General features: G+C 38.6%; 9 protein-coding genes. 4 read left to right on the forward strand and 5 right to left on the reverse strand.

Going from position 1 to position 20357, the window contains the following annotated elements:
* Nucleotides 1-100: 100 nt before the first annotated feature.
* The 3 genes from pnp to ORI89_RS01280 all read right to left on the reverse strand — a co-directional run bounded on the left by pnp (nucleotide 101) and on the right by ORI89_RS01280 (nucleotide 4038).
* Entirely contained in the window at nucleotides 101-2275 is a 2175-nt protein-coding gene (pnp, locus tag ORI89_RS01270; protein WP_268228608.1) for a polyribonucleotide nucleotidyltransferase, read from the reverse strand.
* Between the two features lie 165 nt (nucleotides 2276-2440).
* Nucleotides 2441-2719: a 30S ribosomal protein S15 gene (gene rpsO, locus ORI89_RS01275; RefSeq protein ID WP_268228609.1), complete on the reverse strand. Its 279-nt coding sequence runs from the start codon at nucleotides 2717-2719 to the stop codon at nucleotides 2441-2443.
* 107 nt (nucleotides 2720-2826) lie between these two features.
* Nucleotides 2827-4038: an acyltransferase family protein gene (locus ORI89_RS01280; protein ID WP_268228610.1), complete on the reverse strand. Its 1212-nt coding sequence runs from the start codon at nucleotides 4036-4038 to the stop codon at nucleotides 2827-2829.
* A gap of 297 nt (nucleotides 4039-4335) precedes the next feature.
* Between ORI89_RS01280 and ORI89_RS01285 the strand changes: the two genes are divergently transcribed.
* The 4 genes from ORI89_RS01285 to ORI89_RS01300 all read left to right on the forward strand — a co-directional run bounded on the left by ORI89_RS01285 (nucleotide 4336) and on the right by ORI89_RS01300 (nucleotide 11970).
* Complete coding sequence (locus ORI89_RS01285; RefSeq protein ID WP_268228611.1) at nucleotides 4336-5496, forward strand: ROK family protein; 1161 nt, start codon at nucleotides 4336-4338, stop codon at nucleotides 5494-5496.
* A gap of 24 nt (nucleotides 5497-5520) precedes the next feature.
* The gene (locus tag ORI89_RS01290; RefSeq protein WP_268228612.1) at nucleotides 5521-8844 is read left to right on the forward strand and encodes a SusC/RagA family TonB-linked outer membrane protein; all 3324 of its coding nucleotides are present in this window, start codon (nucleotides 5521-5523) and stop codon (nucleotides 8842-8844) included.
* 155 nt (nucleotides 8845-8999) lie between these two features.
* The gene (locus tag ORI89_RS01295) at nucleotides 9000-10439 is read left to right on the forward strand and encodes a SusD/RagB family nutrient-binding outer membrane lipoprotein (protein WP_268229118.1); all 1440 of its coding nucleotides are present in this window, start codon (nucleotides 9000-9002) and stop codon (nucleotides 10437-10439) included.
* Between the two features lie 91 nt (nucleotides 10440-10530).
* Complete coding sequence (locus ORI89_RS01300; protein WP_268228613.1) at nucleotides 10531-11970, forward strand: alpha-L-fucosidase; 1440 nt, start codon at nucleotides 10531-10533, stop codon at nucleotides 11968-11970.
* Between the two features lie 84 nt (nucleotides 11971-12054).
* On the opposite strand, the gene ORI89_RS01305 is transcribed toward ORI89_RS01300, so the two are convergent.
* Complete coding sequence (locus ORI89_RS01305; protein ID WP_268228614.1) at nucleotides 12055-12936, reverse strand: sugar phosphate isomerase/epimerase family protein; 882 nt, start codon at nucleotides 12934-12936, stop codon at nucleotides 12055-12057.
* 254 nt (nucleotides 12937-13190) lie between these two features.
* Nucleotides 13191-20183 carry a T9SS outer membrane translocon Sov/SprA gene (gene sov, locus ORI89_RS01310; RefSeq protein ID WP_268228615.1) on the reverse strand — a complete coding sequence of 2331 codons (6993 nt, stop codon included), beginning with the start codon at nucleotides 20181-20183 and terminating at the stop codon, nucleotides 13191-13193.
* Nucleotides 20184-20357: the final 174 nt, after the last annotated feature.

A 20357-nucleotide genomic window follows, 5' to 3' on the forward strand; every position in this document is an offset into this window, starting at 1 on the left:
ACAAAGGAAATCACTTTTACCTTTTCTTTAGCTATCAGAAACAAATAAAAATTAAAAAGCCGCCATTTTTTGGCGGCTTATATATTTAAGTAAACAATTTTTAAGCTTTTGGCTGATCTCCTGCAGGGGCATCAACTTTTGGCTTCTCCTCACGTGCAGGTCTTGGCAACAAAACTTTACGAGAGAGCTTCATCTTTCCTTGCTTATCTACATCTAACAACTTAACAGTCACTAAATCTCCTTCTTTAAACACACCATCCATTGTCTCCAAACGCGTCCAATCGATTTCTGATATATGTAATAACCCATCTTTACCTGGCATTATTTCAACAAAAGCACCAAAAGGCATAATCGACTTCACTTTACCTTCATAAATTTCTCCAACCTCAGGTTTAGCAACAATTGCTTTAATACGCCCCGTAGCTGCATCAATAGCTGCTTTATTGTCGGCAAAAACTTGTACAATACCTTTTCCATCTACCTCTTCAATAGAAATAGTCGCTCCAGTTTCCCGTTGCATCTCTTGAATAATCTTCCCGCCAGGTCCAATCACTGCACCTATAAACTCCTTATCAATGATCATGGAAATAACACGAGGTGCATGTGGCTTATAATCTTCTCTCGGCTCAGCGATGGTCTTTTTCATCTCGTTCAAGATATGCAATCTAGCCTCTTTTGCTTGATCTAATGCTTGAGTTAAAACTTCCCACTTAAGTCCATCAATTTTCAAATCCATCTGACAAGCGACGATACCTTTTTCTGTACCTGTAACTTTAAAATCCATATCACCTAAATGATCTTCATCACCTAGTATATCGGACAATATAGCAAACTTACCAGATTTACTATCCGTAATCAAGCCCATAGCAATACCTGAAACAGGAGCGGTCAGCTTAATTCCTGCATCTAAAAGCGCCAATGTCCCTGCACAAACAGTAGCCATAGAAGAAGAACCATTTGACTCCAAAATGTCTGATACTACACGAATAGTATATGGATTTTCAGCATCTGTTGGTAAAACCTGCTTTAATGATCTCAATGCTAAGTTTCCGTGTCCTATCTCTCTTCTACCCGCCCCCCTATTCGGCCTAACTTCTCCTGTAGAAAAACCAGGGAAATTATAATGCAAAATAAACTTATTATAACCGTTGATAAATGCTCCATCAATCATCTGCTCGTCATCTTTTGCTCCCAAAGTAACTGACGTCAAAGCTTGTGTTTCACCACGAGTAAAAACCGCAGAACCGTGAGCCGCTGGTAAATAATCTACCTCTGACCAAATGGGCCTTACTGTTCTAAAATCACGACCATCTAAACGAATTCCTTCATCCAATATAAGATTACGAACTGCATCATACTGTACGTCATGAAAATACTTCTTGGCCAAAAAATTAGTCTCATCGTCTAAATCTTCACCTAAAGTTTCAAAAAACGCACTACCAATCTCTTTAAACTTCTCTGTACGCTCATGTTTAGCAGATCCTGACTTCGCAACAGCGTAAACCTGATCATATGTCGCAGCAAAAATAGCATCCCTAAGCTCTAAATTTGACGGTTCATGGTTAAATTCCCGTTTCACTGTAGCGCCAACTAAATTAGCTAATTCAACCTGTGCTGCCACTTGTCTTTTGATCGCTTCATGCGCAAAAGCAATAGCTTCTACCAATTCTTCTTCCGATATTTCTTTAGACTCCCCCTCTACCATCACAATATCTTGTGCAGAACCTGCAACAATATATTCTAAACTAGCATTTTCTAAAGCAGTTAAAGTTGGGTTTAAAACCAACTCTCCGTCAATCTTTGCAACACGAACTTCAGAAATAGGCCCATTAAAAGGTATATCTGAAACTGCTATTGCAGCTGATGCTGCTAAACCAGCTAACGCATCCGGCATAATATCTTTATCTGCCGAAATCAAAGAAATCATAACTTGCGTATCTGCATGATATGTATCTGGGAATAATGGACGCAGAGCTCTATCCACTAAGCGCGAAATTAACACCTCGTAATCAGACAACCTTGCTTCTCGACGTAAAAATCCACCTGGTATACGTCCCGTTGCTGCATACTTCTCTTGATAATCTACAGATAATGGAAGAAAATCAACTCCTTCTTTCGCCTCTTTTGAAGAAACAACAGTAGCCAAAAGCATAGTATTACCCTGCTTTAAAACTATAGAACCATCAGCCTGCTTAGCTAATTTCCCTGTAGACAATTCGATCGGAGCAACTCCGCTCCCCATATCGATCGATACTTTCTTTTCGTTATAATTCATTTGTAAATCATTTCGATATACGTTTCATCTTTAAACTGCGTATATCACTTTTTTATAGACCTTTAAAATTCATACAAAGGTAAAGAAAATTTACACTTTAAATGGTAGCGAAATAAAAAAGCCACTTACTTTCGTAAATGGCTTTTAACATTATCTTCTAAAAGCTTATTTGATAATATCACGTAGTCCTAACGCTTTAATAATAGCACGGTAACGATTAATATCTTTTTTATGCAGATAAGCTAATAAAGAACGACGTTTACCTACAAGCATTTGTAGAGAACGTTGTGTATTAAAATCTTTTCTGTTTTTTTTCAAATGCTCTGTTAAATGAGCAATTCTTTTAGTGAATAAAGCTACTTGTCCTTCCGCAGAACCTGTGTTTGTAGCTGCTCCTGCAAATTCTGCAAAAATATCAGCCTTGTACTCTTTACTTAAATACATTCTTGAATAATATTAAAGTTATATAAAATAATTTATTGCCTGCAAAGATAGAAATTATATTTCATACTTCTTCACTTTTTTTAAGCTCCAATAATATAGTCAATACATTATACTTTAATATAGATCTTCTTTCTATCCAACAAATACCCAACCAACCACATCAGGGATACAAGACATAAAGCATAGAAAAGAGATCCAATTTCCGCAGGTCCTGGTATTGGGGCGCAAACATACTTATAAAACCAAGATAAACCATTTAAATAAATATGTTCCCCATCCGCATCTACTCCGTCAGGAATGCGAATCAACCGCATCAATCTTGGAAATAAGCCACTAAGAACATAAATAAACAGGGGGTTTTTACCAAAAACTTCGAAAAAATCAGTAACCCTATTCTTCACACTTTGGACCTCAACATACCAAATCATCACACCAATAGTCATAATACCCAACCCTGTTGTATAAAGAACATAAGAGCTCGTCCATATCTTTTTATTAATAGGGAAGCCCAAAGACCACAACCACCCTAATACCAAAAGTATAAACCCTGTCACGAATAGACCTGCTACTAATTTAAAATGTGGTTCTTTAGAAAGAGGTACATTCTTCCATAGCCAGTCCGTCTGTCCCTGATTTCGAATAAAAAGACCTGTCAAATAACCAAAAACGACTTGAATAATCGAAGGTAAAGTACTCATCAACCCTTCAGGATCGAAAGGCACTCCTTCTCCTTTATACATATGAGGGATTCCTAAAACCTGTTTATCAAGCGCCGTTCCAAACCAACCTTCAAGAGAATAAGGGTCACCCGTACCAAGGAAAGCAACAAATGCCCAATAAACCAAAAGTATTAACGTCGAAATATAGATTAAAGATCTTGGTTTGAAATAATAGGCTAAAATAGAGGCAAAGAAATACGCCAAAGCTATACGCTGTAAAACGCCTAAAATGCGAATACCCTTTTCTGGATTTGTTGAGCTTACCCACTCTTTTAATTGCAACGAATCACCTTGCCATTCAACAAATGGAAACCAATTAAGAAATAGACCTATAAAAAAAATAAGCACAGTACGTGTAATTACTTTTTTCCAAAAGATTCTTTGTCCTCCTACTCTTAACCTTTCCATCACAAATGCCTTAGCATTACCAACTGCAAAAAGAAAAAAAGGAAAAACAAGATCCGTAGGTGTGCAACCGTGCCAATCGGCATGCTTTAATGGTGAAAAAACAGCACTCCAGGTACCTGGATTATTTACCATAATCATTAAAGCCACTGTCGCGCCTCTAAAAACATCCAGCGAATGATAGCGTTGATTCATAATATTAGATTTTCATTAAATATAAGAAAATTACATCTTAAAAAATCAATCAAATGCACTAATAAACTTTAGTGTCAGGAATAACAAACATAAATCTCCACATAATCTTTTAATACCTACAACATCAAATATACTCTACAAGCTTACCCTTTACATAAAGAATGTTACAATAAAAAAGCCCTCCTTACCTTGCTAAAGCCCCAAAAACAACTCTCTTATTAAATATTTTAAAAAGATTTGCATAATTACAGTTTTTTGACATTAACTTTGTGTTAAGTTTATAATAATCAATTAGCCGTGGTTTCATTAAGAACATCAATTATAAAAAGTTTATACTTTGATAAACAGCAATCCATAGGAGCATTAAGTAGATCTATCGCCAAAAGTGTACCTTCCGTCACAAAAGTCATTCAAGATCTTGTCGCTCAGAAACTAATTCTTGAAAATGGTCTAAACGCCTCTACAGGAGGAAGGCGAGCAATGGTCTATAGCTTAAACCCCGAAAAGTTCGGTTGCATTATTGCCCTTGCAATTGACCAACATTTAGTTAGTATAGCTGTTTTAAATTTGTTAGACAATTTGGTTAAGCCAATAGAAAAGTTTGATTTAAACTTAACTGATGCCCCAGATGCTTATGAAAAAATATCTTCTAAACTGCAAGAAGTAATAAGTTCAATTAGTACTCAAAGTATTTTAGGTATCGGAATTACCATACCAGGTTTTGTTGATTCAAATACAGGGTATAACCACTCATACAATAAAGATAGTTTGATATATGCCTTACGGGAACGAATAGAAAAAGATTACCAAATAAACACTTATATAGAGAACGACTCTACGGCCATAGCCATTGCAGAACATCATTACGGCTCCGCCAAAAACTGTCAAAATGCACTTGTCATCAACCTGAACTGGGGAGTTGGCCTAGGCATGATTATCGAGAACCAATTGTTTAGAGGTCATAGCGGTGTAGCTGGCGAATTTAGTCACATTCCATTAGCTGACGAATCAAAATTATGCTCTTGCGGAAAAAAAGGTTGTTTAGAGGTTGAGGCATCTTTACTATGTGCGATGGACTATATCAAAGAGGCTGTTTTGAGTGGCGAACGTTCTTCTTTAGAAACTACCGTAAAAAATAAAAAAACATTATCAATCAACGAAATGCTATTAGCTACTCAAAATGGAGATCAAGTTACTATCAAAGCTTTCAAAAGAATAGCCAAAATGTTAGGAAAAGGTATTGCAACTTTAATTCATATTATGAATCCTGAAAAAGTGATTATCAGTGGTAACGGATCAGATTTTGGGACCATCTTATTACCTGAAATCCAATCTGCGGTACAGGAGTTTTGTATTCCTAGACTTGCACAACATACTGCCATTTCTATTTCTAACTTAAAGAACGTACAAATACTTGCGTCTGCTGCAATCACCATAAAGCAAATTAAAAAGATTTAACACTAATTTTAAAACTAACATATCATGAACAAACTCTACAAAAAAATGTGTAGTACAACTGTGCTCATGCTTCTCAGCATTTCCACGTTGTTTGCACAACAAATCGTTACAGGGAAGGTAGCGGACTCCAACGGGCCATTACATGGAGTTTCGGTCACAGTTATTGGAACAACACTGGCCACACAAACAAGTGCAGATGGTAATTATTCTATCACGGCAAACAATGGCCAAACATTACGTTTCAGCATCATTGGTTACATATCAAAAGACGTCGTAGTGTCGGGAACATCAACTAATGTAACCTTAGCAGAGGATGCTGGCTCACTAGATGAGGTTGTCGTTACGGCTATGGGCATCAAGCGTGCTCCTAAAGAGTTAGGATATGCTATGAGTACTGTAGAAGCCGAAGAAATCACAAAAACAGGCTCACCAAACTTTGCTGGTGCTCTTTACGGAAAAGCTCCAGGAGTACGTATCTCAGCGGCTCCAGGTGGTGCAACTTCAGGTATCAACATCAATATACGTGGTACAAACTCAGTGACAGGCAACTCACAACCTCTGGTGATAATCGATGGAGTGCCAATGCGCCAGACAACTTTCAACAACTCTGATTACTGGACGGATCAACGCGCAAGAGGAAACGGACTGGAAGATCTCAACCCAGAAGACATCGAATCGATCTCTGTGTTAAAAGGAGCTTCCGCTGCTGCTCTCTATGGTTCTGAAGCGATGAATGGAGTTGTACTCGTAACTACTAAGTCTGGTAAAACTGGTAAAGGCTTCGCTATTGATTTCAACGCAACGTACACTTACGACAAAATTGCTTACTTACCACGCTTCCAAAATGTAAGAGGACCAGGCTTCAACAGATCTTATAACGACACTAAACAGTCGGAAGACATGTTCTTCTATTATGGAGATGGCGATGCCATCAATGGCGTAAATCGTGGTGTTATGGATGCTACAGTGAACTTCGGTCCAAAGTTTGATGGCAAAGACATCATCTCTTGGGATGGAAAAGTAAGACCATACGAGGCACAAAACTCTTACCACAAATTGTTCAACAACCCAATGAATACAACGTTCAACTTAGCTTTGTCGAACACCACCGAACATTCTAATACGCGTGTATCTTTTACGCGTCAGGATAATGAAATGACGGCAATAGATTCTTATAACAAGAAAAACATCGTAAACATAAACAACAGCTTTACAATGTGGGATAAGTTTAAGAGCGATATCGTAGTGAATTACATCAACCAAAATACGCATAACCGTCCCCTTATGACAGATAGGTTGATGAACAATACAGCAGGTATGATCACTACTTTTGACAATCCAGATTGGTACCGTGCGAAATTCAGAACCAGCCAAGGTTATAAATATGTAACTGGCAATGATCAAAGCGTTACTCCTGAAGAAAACTTGAGATACTTTGGGTACAGACCTGACGTATTAGACTACTTTTGGAATACCAATGCTAGACAATATGATGAACACTCTAACCGTTTGATCGGATCATACACAGGTACGTATAACATCACTGATGACTTATATGTACGTACACGTTTCTCTGCTGACGTCACTTCTTTGAAAACAGAAGAAAAACACCCAAATGAGCGTCCACTGGCTTATGAAAATACAGGTTTCTACTCTTTGGGTAACCAAAATGCAAACATCTATTACACAGATTTATTAGCATCTTACTCAAAACAACTGACAGAAGATTTAAAGCTGGGCATTATAGGGGGTTACACTGCGACAAAATCTCAGGACACCTATGTACAAAACCAAACGAAAGGTGGATTGAGTATGCGCGACTGGTATGATGTCAACGCTTCTATCAACTTGCCTGAACGTAACGGACTATACAACTACAGAAATAACATGTTACGTGATGCTGTTTTTGGAACATTAAATATGAGCGTTAAAGACTATTGGTTCGTTGAAGGTACACTACGCAGAGAACGCATTTCAACGATGCATCCAGATGATAACGTATTATACTATCCATCAGTAAACTCAAGCCTAATCCTTAGCGAAGCTTTCAACCTACCAAGCTTTTTTAACTACGCGAAGTTAAGAGGTTCATGGGGTATTGTTGGTAACTATCCTGATGTCTACAAAAGCGCTTTGTTCTACAGCCAAGAGACTTTGGGAATTCAAGCAGATAGAGGTGCTGCAGTAATTTACACGTTACTTCCAACAGAAAGCTTCGGAAACGAGAAGATTAAACCAGAAACGAAGAACGAAATTGAATTCGGACTAGAAACGCGTATGTTCAATGGTCGTTTTGGCTTTGATGTTACTTACTACAACGGACTAGTTAAAGACCAAATCTTAAACTATACGCTTCCTATTACTACTGGAGCATCATCTATCTTAGCAAACGTAGGGTCACTACGTAACTCCGGATGGGAATTTGCCATCAACGGTACACCAGTGCAAAACGAAAATTTCCAGTGGAATACTACGATTAACTTTTCTATGAACAAAAACGTGATCAAAGAATTACCAGGTGGTGTTGATGAACTATTACACAGAGATTATGACGGTGCGGCTGCTCAGTTAGTTTCAAGAGTTGGCCATGCCATGGGTGATATCATGGTTCACCCATTGAAAACAGATGGCAAAGGTAACTACATCGTTCAAGACAATGGGCTATATCAACTTGATGCTGACACCTGGGTAAAAGCTGGTAATGCTATGCCTAAAGCAATAGGTGGTTTTGTGAACACATTCAGCTATAAAAACTTCACCCTTGATGCTTTGATCGACTTCAGATTAGGTGGACACGTTATGCCAACAGGCACTAACTGGATGTTAAGTAGAGGACTTCTTAAAGAGACACTAACAGCTATGGATACAGAACATGGCGGATTAAGCTACTATAAAGATGGTGATAGAGGTGTCGCAACAAACGGAACTACTGGTCCGAATGGCGAGACGGTTTACCACGACGGTATGCTTATGGACGGTGTATTAGCGGATGGAACTGAAAACAACAATATCATCTCACAAGGTACTTACTATAACTCAACATACAACTGGGGGGGACCACAGTATTCAAACTCCAGATACGAGCTATACGTACAGAAGAACAACTATGTAAAGATGCGCGAATTATCAATCGGCTACAGATTGCCAACATCCGTTGCGTCTAAATTAAAGGCGAAAAACGTACAACTTTCTGCCTTCGGTCGTAACCTTTTCTTCATCTACAGAAGCTTGAAGGATTTAGATCCTGAGCAGATGACAGGTGGATCAAACTGGGTAAACAACGTTTCAAACGTAGGTACAAGCCCTGCGACTAGAACATTTGGTTTAATGCTACGTGCTAGCTTTTAATTAGAAACAACATGAAAAAAAATATAATCATCATGGCGCTAGGATTATCGTCACTAGCTTTTATAACGTCTTGTTCAAAAGACTCTTTCGCTGATTACTACAGGAACCCTTCGAAAATCGAGAAGGCTAGTGTAGATAAGCAATACACTGGAGTGATGTTTGGTTTCAAAGAATTGATCATCCCTACTTATACGAATATCTTCGTTACGCAGCGCCCGACAATTAACCGCTATATTCAAACACTTGGATGGGTGGATGAAGCGAACCACTTAACCGTGGGAGCTGCCGCTACAGAGGCACGCTGGACGCAATACTACAAAGGCCTTGCGCAGTTTAAAGATTTAGAGCGTCTATACGATGAGCTAATTGACGTGGAAAAAGAGGAAAAGCTCGTGCTCTATTTAACTGCCAAGATCCTGTTCTACGATCAGACTCAACAAATGGTCGATCTATTTGGCCCTATCCCCTGGTCTACAGCAGGCACGTTGAACGCAAATCCGGGAAACTTCAAAGCTTCTTACGCGAAATATGACACTGCTGAGGAAATCTACGAAACTATGTTGGATGACCTTAAAAGCATCAGTGAGCAATTACAGACCTTAACTACACCTGCGTCGATATCCACAGTATTTGCTACGCAGGATTTGGTACATAACGGTGATTTATCCTTGTGGCGTAAATACGCAAATGGGTTACGTCTTCGCATGCTTACTCGCGTTTCTGAAAGTAGCAAATTTGCCACAAGAGCATCAGCTGAGCTTGCAACAATCATTAATGATAGAACCGCTTACCCACTACCTCTTGTCAACGCAGAGAATGCGCAAATCGACATCTTCGACTCGGGTTCTAAGATTACGTCAGATGGTATCAGAGATGCATTCGAAGCGGGCGGCACTTGGTACGCTAACCTGTCTAGCAAACGCATGATCGATCCCATGGTTCAAAATGCTGACCCAAGATTGCCATTCATTTTCGAGCCAGGAGTCGAGGCTAAAGGTAAATTCATAGGGCTGGATCAATCCATCGGGAGCACCCCGCAATCGGATTTAGCAAGAAGCGGCACGATTGCTATCTACAATAGATCGACATTCTCCCGCAGTAAATTCTTCCCAGGCATACTTATGACTTCCTCAGAAGTGAATTTTTTACTTGCAGAATACTACAACAAAAATGGTAAAGCTGCGGAAGCAAAAGCAGCTTTCGAAAATGGGATTAAAGAGTCCGTGCATCTCTACGAAGACATTCGTAGCAGAAGTGATGACGACGTAACTGCTGCCGCTCCAAAACCTACAAGCGAGCAGATCGACACCTACATCAGCAATTTAAAATGGGATGCAGCGACTAACAAGATTGAATTAATTGCTTACCAGAAATGGACGCACTTTAACCTTGTTCAAGCTGTAGAAGCATGGTCAGAGGTAAGACGTTTGGATTATCCGAAGTTCACCGTTACGACACAAAACTCGGATTTGAACAAAACGATACCTGTAAGATTCACACTACCATCCAGCGAATCCACGCATAACAAAGAGCATTATGCAGCTGTACACGAGCAAAACAATCAAAATAACAAAATATTTTGGGACGTAAATTAAGCAGATTTTAATCTTTAAATTACAAAGGAAAGCCACACAATGTGGCTTTCTCTGCTATATTAATAGGCTTAAAAAAATCAATCAACATACAATGAAAAAAAAAATAGCAGCCCTGCTGTTACTCACAGCAACGCATTTCACCAATGCCCAGGAGCATAACGTGTCTGCGGGTTATCAAGCGCCTAAGGATCCCCTTGTGATAGAGAACCTAGAGCAATGGCAAGACATGAAGTTCGGTCTCTTCATGCACTGGGGAATTTACAGCCAATGGGGCATTGTAGAGAGCTGGAGTTTATGTCCAGAGGACGAAGGCTGGACACAGCGCAAACCCGAGCACGGCACGAGCTACTACGAATACGTAAAAAACTACGAGAACCTACAGACCACCTTCAATCCTACTTCCTTCGCTCCCGAGAAATGGGCGACTGCGGCGAAGTCTGCGGGCATGAAATACGTAGTTTTCACGACTAAGCACCACGACGGTTTCTCGATGTTTGATACTAAGCAGTCCGACTATAAAATCACCTCTGCTAAAACACCATACTCAACAAATCCACGTGCGGACGTGACTAAAGAGATATTTAACTCCTTCCGCAAGGATGGCTTTAAGATCGGCGCTTACTTTTCTAAGCCCGATTGGAATACCGAAACCTACTGGTGGTCTTATTTCCCGCCCAAGGATAGAAACGTGAACTACAACCCAATCAAATATCCGGAGCGCTGGCAGCAATACAAAGATTTCACCTTTAACCAAATCAATGAATTGACTTCTAATTATGGAAAAGTAGACATTCTTTGGTTAGATGGTGGATGGGTACGTCCATTTAAAACTATCGATCCCACTGTAGAATGGCAACGTACAATAAAAGTAGAGCAAGATATCGATATGGATAAAATCGGGAATATGGCGCGCAAGAATCAGCCGGGTATTATCGTGGTTGACCGCACAGTTCCTGGCGAATGGGAAAACTACGTAACGCCAGAACAGGCAATCCCAGATCAGCCACTGGATATTCCATGGGAAAGTTGTATCACTATGGGCGATTCATTCTCCTATTTACCAAACGACCGCTATAAGCCTACAAAAAAGCTGGTGGAAACTTTAGTGAAGATCATTTCACGCGGCGGGAACTATCTACTCAACATTGCACCTGGCCCGACGGGAGACTTCGATAAAGAAGCGTACGACCGCCTGCACGAGCTTTCCACATGGATGGACATCAACCAATCGGCCGTTTTCGCCACGCGCTCTGTTCCGCCTTACCATATCGACGAGTATTATTACACACGCTCAAAAGACAGCAAAACGATCAACGTTTTTCATATAACAGAAGAGCAAGAAAACTACCTAAACAAACAGGAGCATCGTTTCGAAATACCTGCCAATTTCAAGGTTGAAAACATCAACCTTCTTGGTCATAAAAGGAAGTTAAAATACAACCAAATAGGCAACGAGATTATTATAAACAATCTTAAAGGCGATCAAAAATATGCAGCAGTCTTTCAATTGAATGGACAATATTTAAATTAACAAGCACCCATTTTTATTCATACATAAAGGGGCGTTTAAAATTTAATTTTAAACGCCCCTTCTGCTTGACACTATACGTAGAACCTACTTACTATAATTTGATTTCACAAATTTGGCTCTTTTAATATAGTCTATACTTTCTTTCATGCTTTGTTCCACATTATCCGAATAACGTTCAACCTCGATAATAAAATGCTTTAAGCCTGCCGCCTTTGCATTATTAAAAATTGCATCAAAACCTACCATACCGCTTTGCCCTATCTCCCGTTCGTCTTTTATATGCAACAACGGAAAACGTCCTGGGTATTTATGAAAATAATCAACAGGGCTTGCTTTACCAATCACAGTCCAATACACATCCAACTCTATAAATACATATTCCGGGTTTGTATGCTTAAGAATATAATCTAACATAACTTCCTTCCCCTCTACTTTTTCAAACTCATGGGCATGGTTATGATAACCGTAAGATAAGCCCTGGGCTTTAGCACGTTTACCGATTTCATCCATATAACGACAGTAAGCATCCAATTCAGTAACTGTCTTTGATAAGCTAATCCAAGGAGTAACAATATAAGACATACCTGCAGCCTTGTGCGCTGCGATAGCTGTATCCCACCAAGCTAGCGATTCTGAAAAATCTCCTGATTCTATCTCTTTTGCAGATAAGGGTCTCCCGACATGGGAAGACAACACTTTCAAACCTTTACTTTCGACTATACTTTTAAACTCCGCTGGTGTTACTCCATAAAATTTACCATTATCGTAACCTGCCGCCTCAACTTGCGTATAGCCCATTTTAGATAGTTTTTGTAAAACATCTGTAAATTGCGAAGAACTTGCATCACCGCCCAAAATACTACGAACGGAATAAAGCTGAACTGCTACATCTTTCTTTTGTGCAATTGAAGAAAAAGCAAAAAATAAGGATAAGAAAAGTACAAAGACTGTTTTTTTATTATTCATTAAGGTCTAGATTATATTATTAATATATTTTTTTTAAATATAGCTTTTTTACAGCACACTCTATAGCACAACAGAAGGCTCTACAGCATTTGCACAATGCAATTTATAACAAAGAAAATATAAGTTATTTTATGACAAGCTCTTAAAAAATCAAGTTAACTAATATTTTACAACTTAAATTAAATATAAGAAAAGCAGTTCATCGTCCGACCACGAAAGAACCGCCTTTCTTATAAAACCCGAGAGTGGATTGATTATTGAAAAAATATTCTAAAATTCACACCAAAATTAGTGTATGAAGTAGCGTAGTTCTGTGAAGTATATGGTTTAACAACATTAGAATGGTAAAACACCTGTATATTATATTGTTGATTAATCACATAGTCAAAAGTAGGGTTAAAACTTATACTTTTATTTCCTGCCGAAACCTCTGCCATATCTAGATCTGAACGATACACAATTGTCTTACGGTCATTAATAGCTACATCTAGTTTGAAATTAATATCATTATTCCACTTCCTATCACTAAACCAACCAAAAGGCATTCTAACCCCCATTTTCCGATAACCAACACCCAATACAAACGAATTCTCACTCATCATAGACATTTGTCCATTTGCTAAACTAAAGTTCATATTTCGTGTTCGTCTATATTCTGACGTACCGGACATTGCATTAGCAAAACGTAAATCAACCCCGATCAGTGGAATAAATTGATCAATAATAGACACTTGGTCATATTGAAATTCTGATAAGAAGTTATTATTAATATCTCTCTCCGACGGCATTCCATCATCAGCCCTGTAGCGTAATACCGAATTATAACCATTAATAGCATACAACGAACTATAAGCGTGCGTCAAACCTATTGAAGAGATAAAATCAGTAATCCCCAGCACATTAGCTAACTGATTATAGGACACTCTCCAATTCGGTAAAGGAAACTTAGGTTTCATATTTAATTGCGCGTTGTCAACATCTTTACCTAAATATGTCTGCAAAAACGAGTTAACCACAACATCTTGCTGCGCTTTCCCATAACCATCAGCATACATTTCATTATCAAAGCCTACAGAATTCAGGTTATTTTCTGCCAAACGCCCAGAAATAATCACGCGATTTTCTTCAAACCGTTTAAACAACTCCTGATGGTTCTTAAATGCCGAGCTAATAGCAATTTGTGTAATACTATAATTACCTGTCCTATAAGGCGTCACACTTTCCATCTCCCCTGTTACTGCATTGAACTGTGTCGAAGCCGCATAATTATAATTGTCTACCCGGTTAAATATCAAATCGACACGCAACCCTTTAAATGGCTCTAAATTGGCCATTACAGAAATATTCTCTGCATATGTTTTCGTATACATCTGTGTCTGCAGACTATCCTTTGATAACCAATCATTCGATATTGCCTTATCTAAAATACTTGACTGACTACCGAATAAAAAGCCCCACCCAGGTGCATTCATATCAAAGTCATAGCCTAACATATTTGTTTTAGGCAAATATCCCGGCAGAAACTGTCCTTCATTCTTTGTATACGCTCCATTAATAGTCTTCACTTGTGAAAGAAATTGTGCTAGTATCGCTTTAGCCCCCTTCGCATCTCTGCGGGTGTTATCTCTAAAAAACCGAAACTTACCATACAAACTTGTCAAATTCAAATTAGGATTAACCTGAATTGTACGGTTATTTTGAATACTATTACCTATACTAAGATCTACATTCTGCATCGCTAATAATGGTTCGCTATGCCAATTGAATTGTGTTCCATATCGCCCCACCACATTAACCCATTCTAAGTAAGGAATTTTATGAATAGGGAAAGTATAGGTCAGATTCATCATATGATTATAATCTGTCGTTCTTCCCATCTTCCAGAAGTTAGACCACACTGTATCTTGCTTTATTCCATCTAATCTACCAGCTGGCTCATCTATAATAGAATAATTTGTCGCGTTAAAATCTAAACGTAAGGATTTGGTCAAGTCCCAACTTATTCCGTATATACGGTTCATATTAAAGTTCTTGTTATAATATGTAGGCAATAAGTTATCCGTTGTATTATCGCGCATCGTATTCTCATTATATATACGATTAACATCTATTCTAAAATTCAGCAAAGAAGGCATTAGGTTAAAGTTAAAGTCCCGTATAATATCCCATCCTCTACCCTTCGCTTTCATTCCCTTAAACGGCTCATAAAACTTCACATTCGAATTACTATAATTATAATCTAAAGACCCCCTATATGTTTTTTGAACAGAATTTGCAACATTATAATCGTAATGATAATAAGAACTATACGCATAAGAAGCACTCCAGTTTTCTATATCCCACACACGTATAGGCTTATCATTATTTGTCCTTATCTTACGAACATTCATAAAGCTGAATGCCTTACGTGTTGTCAAATCCTGCACCATTCTTAAAAGCGAATCCCGTCTATTTCTAGATAAAGTAGATAATGCAGTATTCAATTCTATATCCGGGTTGTATGGATCATACTCAGGTCGGCCAGTTTGTCTCGAATAATTAAAATAAAACGGGATACTAATACCATGCTTAGGATGGAAAAATTTACCAAACTCTGCATTGGTTGTTAAATCCATAAAAAAGTCTTCTGAACGACTACGCTCATTTAGTGTTTGCGAAATAGCACCGAAGCCAATAGTGCTTTTTGTCCCCGCAAAAGAAACATTCGCAAAATCAGCCAACTTCACATCTACACGTGCGGTAGCAGCCCAACCACCGCGATCGTCAAAATCTGTCAAACGCAATTCATTAAACCAAAATTCGCCCGAAAGCTCGCGCCCGTCATCCATAGTGTTACTCCCATTACTGCCTTTAAGCGGGTTTTTAACACCTACCATATAGTATCGTACCTTACCGATGTCAGGTGTACCTACTATGGTAATCTTCGACACACCGTCATAATATTCAAAAGGTATATCTAAAGGCCATGATGATCCATTAAGCAAGGCTTCATCACGTTTTACCTTTGCCTCTTGTAGCTTTTTGATTTTTATTAATAAACGGTTCTCTACCGGCCAGATTAAATCCTCAGAAACCGTTCCATAAGGCGTAATTTTTAGTGGAATTTCATATTCGTAATAATTGTACTTATCATCTGTCCCTACACGAATAAAGGCACTAAAATCACCGTCTTGCAGATATTCTCCTTCCGCATGTATAAACATTTCCAGATTGCCATACGGACGAAAATCATGACTAGCTGTACGATATGCTCCACGCCCATAACCATCCTTCAGATTTTTAACCTCCAAACTTAATGACTGTTCATTTAACTGAACGTTATAATTATTGTTAGCCCAATCTACCTGTCTATTAATTCCTGGCGGTACAACATAAGGAATAGGACTTCTTGTACCATTTTCTTCAATATTTACATTAGCCACATTCACTTCCGAATTGTCCGAAGCCACTAAACCCATCGATGGGTCACTAATAACCTTATTAGCCGAATTCTCACTGTTATATTTCCGCCATTCCCCTCTTACAAATTGTAATTTACCAAAACGAATAACAGTAGTGTCGGCATAGTTCGTCATGAACATTCGTACAAACCTAATGGACTTAAAATCATTTACATTTCCGTACTTACTTTCATAATCCGCAATTGGGATCCTTATCTTATACCATTTAACAGGCTCTACATTTCCATTAGCCAAGGTCACGTCTGATATCACCTCATCTACTATATGATTTTTACCAACAACCATATCCTGCGGACGTGTAGATAATTTATATTGATAATACTCGTCAATCTCATTCATCGTATTATCTCTATTCACATCTTCTCCATCAGGAAGGAGTGTATTAGCCGATGTTTCTACACCAAAATCAGCCATCGACTGTTCATTAGTTTTCGAATTCCCTTCTAATCCATTATAGCGCTTATACCTATCTAAAATACCAACTTCTTCGCTATCAAACTGACTCGCTCTAAAGTATATATAATCATCCGACGAAGGGTCATTTCTCAGCTTATTAAATGCAGTTGGCGACAAAACACCCTGGAGTTGAGAAAGGAAATTCCCGAAAAAAGAAGCTTCCTCCGCATTACTCAAACCATCCAGTCCAACATCCTGCTTTACTCTATTCGCATTATTACTATCAAAAGCCTGCACCACCGGCTGATTTTTCACTACTTTTCCCCACTTTGTTTGGTCAACCTGCGAAAGGTCACCATTTAAAGGAATACCATTTTCCAAAGACTTACGTCCATCTTTCAATATATCTTCTGAAATATTGCCTAAGTTAAAATAGATATCTCCTCCGTCTTTGTTCGGGTTGGTCAACGTAGGATCCATCATCCACATTTCAATAAACTCGATATTCTCTGATTCAAAATCAGTTTGATCTATCTTTCGGAAAATCCCTCCCCATTTAGACTTCGGGTTCGTAAAAAAACCATCGCTATTTACCCCTGCCGGGTTGTAATTATATGCTCCACGATGTGTTGGATAAAAAGATAAGTTTAACGTATTTACGAATATTGCGCCTCCTGTCTTACTATCCTTATAAGGAAAAATCTCTTTTTCTTGCACCTCTCTTACCCTATGGTCGGAAAGCTCTTGCTTAGTTATTGATTTTGGCGTCAATGAACTTCTATTATAAAAAACAGGGTCAATATTATAGAAAGCTAACAAAGACCTATTGAAACCATATCTTAAGTCGTCTGTATAATCCGACTCCGGAAACATTCGAGGTGTCCCCGAAATCTGCCACGAGTTTCTTCCTAGAATATCGATATAAGAAACACTATTTTCAAAATCATCTATATAAGTTGTTCCTCTTTTACTGTTTGCCGTATTCAAACCTTTTGGATGCCCAGGCATTAACTTAGCAAACTCACCATAAAAAGATATCTGTGATTCTTCTTTTGTGCTTAAAAAGGGAAGCTTATCCACCATGCGTGTCAGCCATCGTGAAGGAGTATTATAGCTTAAATCGAAGCCCACCATCGTGTTTGACATCGGTTCCTGACCTATATTTACCTTCTCGGTCAAGGGTTTTTCCGTCAAGTTCATAATGGTAGCACCGACATGAAGTTTATCACTGGCAGCATAATCAAACCGCCCTCCCATAAGGGTCTTCTGTTGAAGGCCAAACATTGCGTCATCCTCCATACTGACCGTAATAGGCGTTCCACCCATCACCATCGCCTCATTAATCACACGTAGTGTCCCAAGCTCATAATTGATATAAAAGTCTTTTCCTTCTTCTAAGCGCATGCCCCCCACCATCACTCTAACCGACCCCGGGCGTATATGAAACCCTTCTAACTGAAACTCGGTACCCGATGTTGAACTGTATCGACCTCGGATCTGATAACGATTTTTATTGGGAAACTTTTGCTGGGCATCAACTTTCGTATGGGTATATAACTCCGGAAAGGTATATTTATCGACCAATGTATTTTCTGATGGGTCAAACTTATTGGCTAAATCCTTTCCAAAAGGTTCCACGACTGGAAATATAACTTTGCCACGCTTTGAGTCAATTGTAATACCTTCCAAATAATCAAACATTCCGTCCGGATTACTAGCTTGCGCCTGATCCAGTCGATCTAAACCTAACAACTGCAACCAAGTTTTCCCCTGTGTGTTTTGGCCTTCGTACATTGATGGTCTATCTGTTCCTGTCTCATCTTCTGTACGATAAACCTGTAAGTAAAAGTTATTATTAGAAACATTATAAGAATTCAATGAATATATATTTTTCATCATTAAATCCCAAGTCGGTAAATTCGTTTTTAATGTCGATGCTTTAAGCAACTTCGTATACAGCATCATTGGGTTGGATGGAGTCACTGGGATATCTGTACTAAATTCTCCTACTTGATATTCTACACCATTCAATAGATAGCGATAAGCTACAGAAAGCACCTGGTCTTGATTTAAAGGATACAACAAAGAAATATACCCCAATTTATCATTCAAGAAGTAATCTTTACCAGCAACAAGCTTCCGCGCATAAGTCAGCTTTTCATAATTATCTGTACCACCAGTTCCACTAAAAAAACTCTGCACAAACGAGCTGTTTGACCCTCTCCCATTCTCCCCTAATAGGGTTAATAAGTTATTCGAAACCCTAGGCGAAGCATCTCCTGGCACTCCTGTCGATGGATTAATAGCAGAACCTTTAGCCAACATCCCATTATGCGGATTATACTCTCCTAAATCCATTAAGGCAAGTATATCGCGAGCCTCTTCATAATTATTCGACCTATTGCTTACCCATACTTCAATTTGAGTAATATTTACACTCGTTGTAATCAACGGAGCTAGAGCTAAAGACTTATTATAATTATCTCGAAAATACTGCCCTAAAAAATAGTGCTGATTAGCCTCATAATCATCTAGGTTCAATGCTATTTCACTATCTTTAGATCCATTCGTTATTGTAAACTCTTTTTGTCTAGACCGCTGTTGAGATACCAATCCTGTAAACATCAGTTTCCCAAACTGCAATTGTGCTTTTACTCCAAATAAAGACTCGGACCCTTGTATCAGCGAACTATTAAGCGACATATTCACATTACCGATCTCTAACCGCCTTAAAATAGCATCATCCTTGGCAACATAATCAAACCGCAATTGATTTTCAAAATCAAACTGTGCTCTCGAATTAAAGTTAGCGTTAACATTCACACGCTCCCCTATTTTCCCTGTCAGGTTTAAATTAATATTCTGATCAAAGTCAATACCCCATTGCTTTCTTTGTATATCATTAAACATGGGGTTCTCATTTGTGTTTCGCTGCCCTCTCAACAGAACTTCTGCACTTCCTCGTGGTGTAAACTCAATAGTATTACCTCCAAAAATTTTCTGAAAGGTCGGGCTCGTCACTTCTATCACCGGTATTAAACGTCTTTGCCTTTCTGCCATCAAAGACTTTTCGGCCAGTTCTTCCCAGTAGTTCTTTTGTAACCTTTTAAATTCGTAATCTTTATACTCATCGAGCGACAAGTATAATGGCGGACGGTACATTTTAGTACCTAAATTTTCTCTTATTATATATTGCTTACTCTCGGTGTCATACACGACTTCCCGCTGTACACTACTAGGATTTCCCAGTGTCACAGGGTTATAACTTTTAGGCAAGTTTAAAAACGGAAAGTCCTTAAACCGATAGGGCAGCTTTAAAGAGTCAGCCTTAAGCTCATTTGCTGGAGTTACCTGTTGTGCAACAGTGACAGAACCAACAAGCCAGAGCATTATGCACAAAAATACTATATGAACTATTTTCTTCAAGGAGTAAATTCCAATATATTTTGATCAATCAAAGATTAGATCACAAATATCACCCTTTTTTTTTAGAAAACAATCTATTTATTTCTGTGTTACACCCTATAACGTCCTAAATATGAGCAAAACTTAACTCTTGTAGAT

Origin of the sequence: Sphingobacterium sp. UT-1RO-CII-1 (genome assembly GCF_026711005.1) — a bacterium.
Classification (GTDB): domain Bacteria; phylum Bacteroidota; class Bacteroidia; order Sphingobacteriales; family Sphingobacteriaceae; genus Sphingobacterium.

Excerpts from the sequence above, each read along its gene's own strand:
- ORI89_RS01290 (WP_268228612.1), top strand. The coding sequence starts at position 5,521 with ATGAACAAACTCTACAAAAAAATGTGTAGTACAACTGTGCTCATGCTT.
- ORI89_RS01280 (WP_268228610.1), bottom strand. The coding sequence starts at position 4,038 with ATGAATCAACGCTATCATTCGCTGGATGTTTTTAGAGGCGCGACAGTG.
- ORI89_RS01300 (WP_268228613.1), top strand. The coding sequence starts at position 10,531 with ATGAAAAAAAAAATAGCAGCCCTGCTGTTACTCACAGCAACGCATTTC.
- sov (WP_268228615.1), bottom strand. The coding sequence starts at position 20,183 with ATGCTCTGGCTTGTTGGTTCTGTCACTGTTGCACAACAGGTAACTCCA.
- rpsO (WP_268228609.1), bottom strand. The coding sequence starts at position 2,719 with ATGTATTTAAGTAAAGAGTACAAGGCTGATATTTTTGCAGAATTTGCA.
- ORI89_RS01295 (WP_268229118.1), top strand. The coding sequence starts at position 9,000 with ATGTTTGGTTTCAAAGAATTGATCATCCCTACTTATACGAATATCTTC.
- ORI89_RS01305 (WP_268228614.1), bottom strand. The coding sequence starts at position 12,936 with ATGAATAATAAAAAAACAGTCTTTGTACTTTTCTTATCCTTATTTTTT.
- pnp (WP_268228608.1), bottom strand. The coding sequence starts at position 2,275 with ATGAATTATAACGAAAAGAAAGTATCGATCGATATGGGGAGCGGAGTT.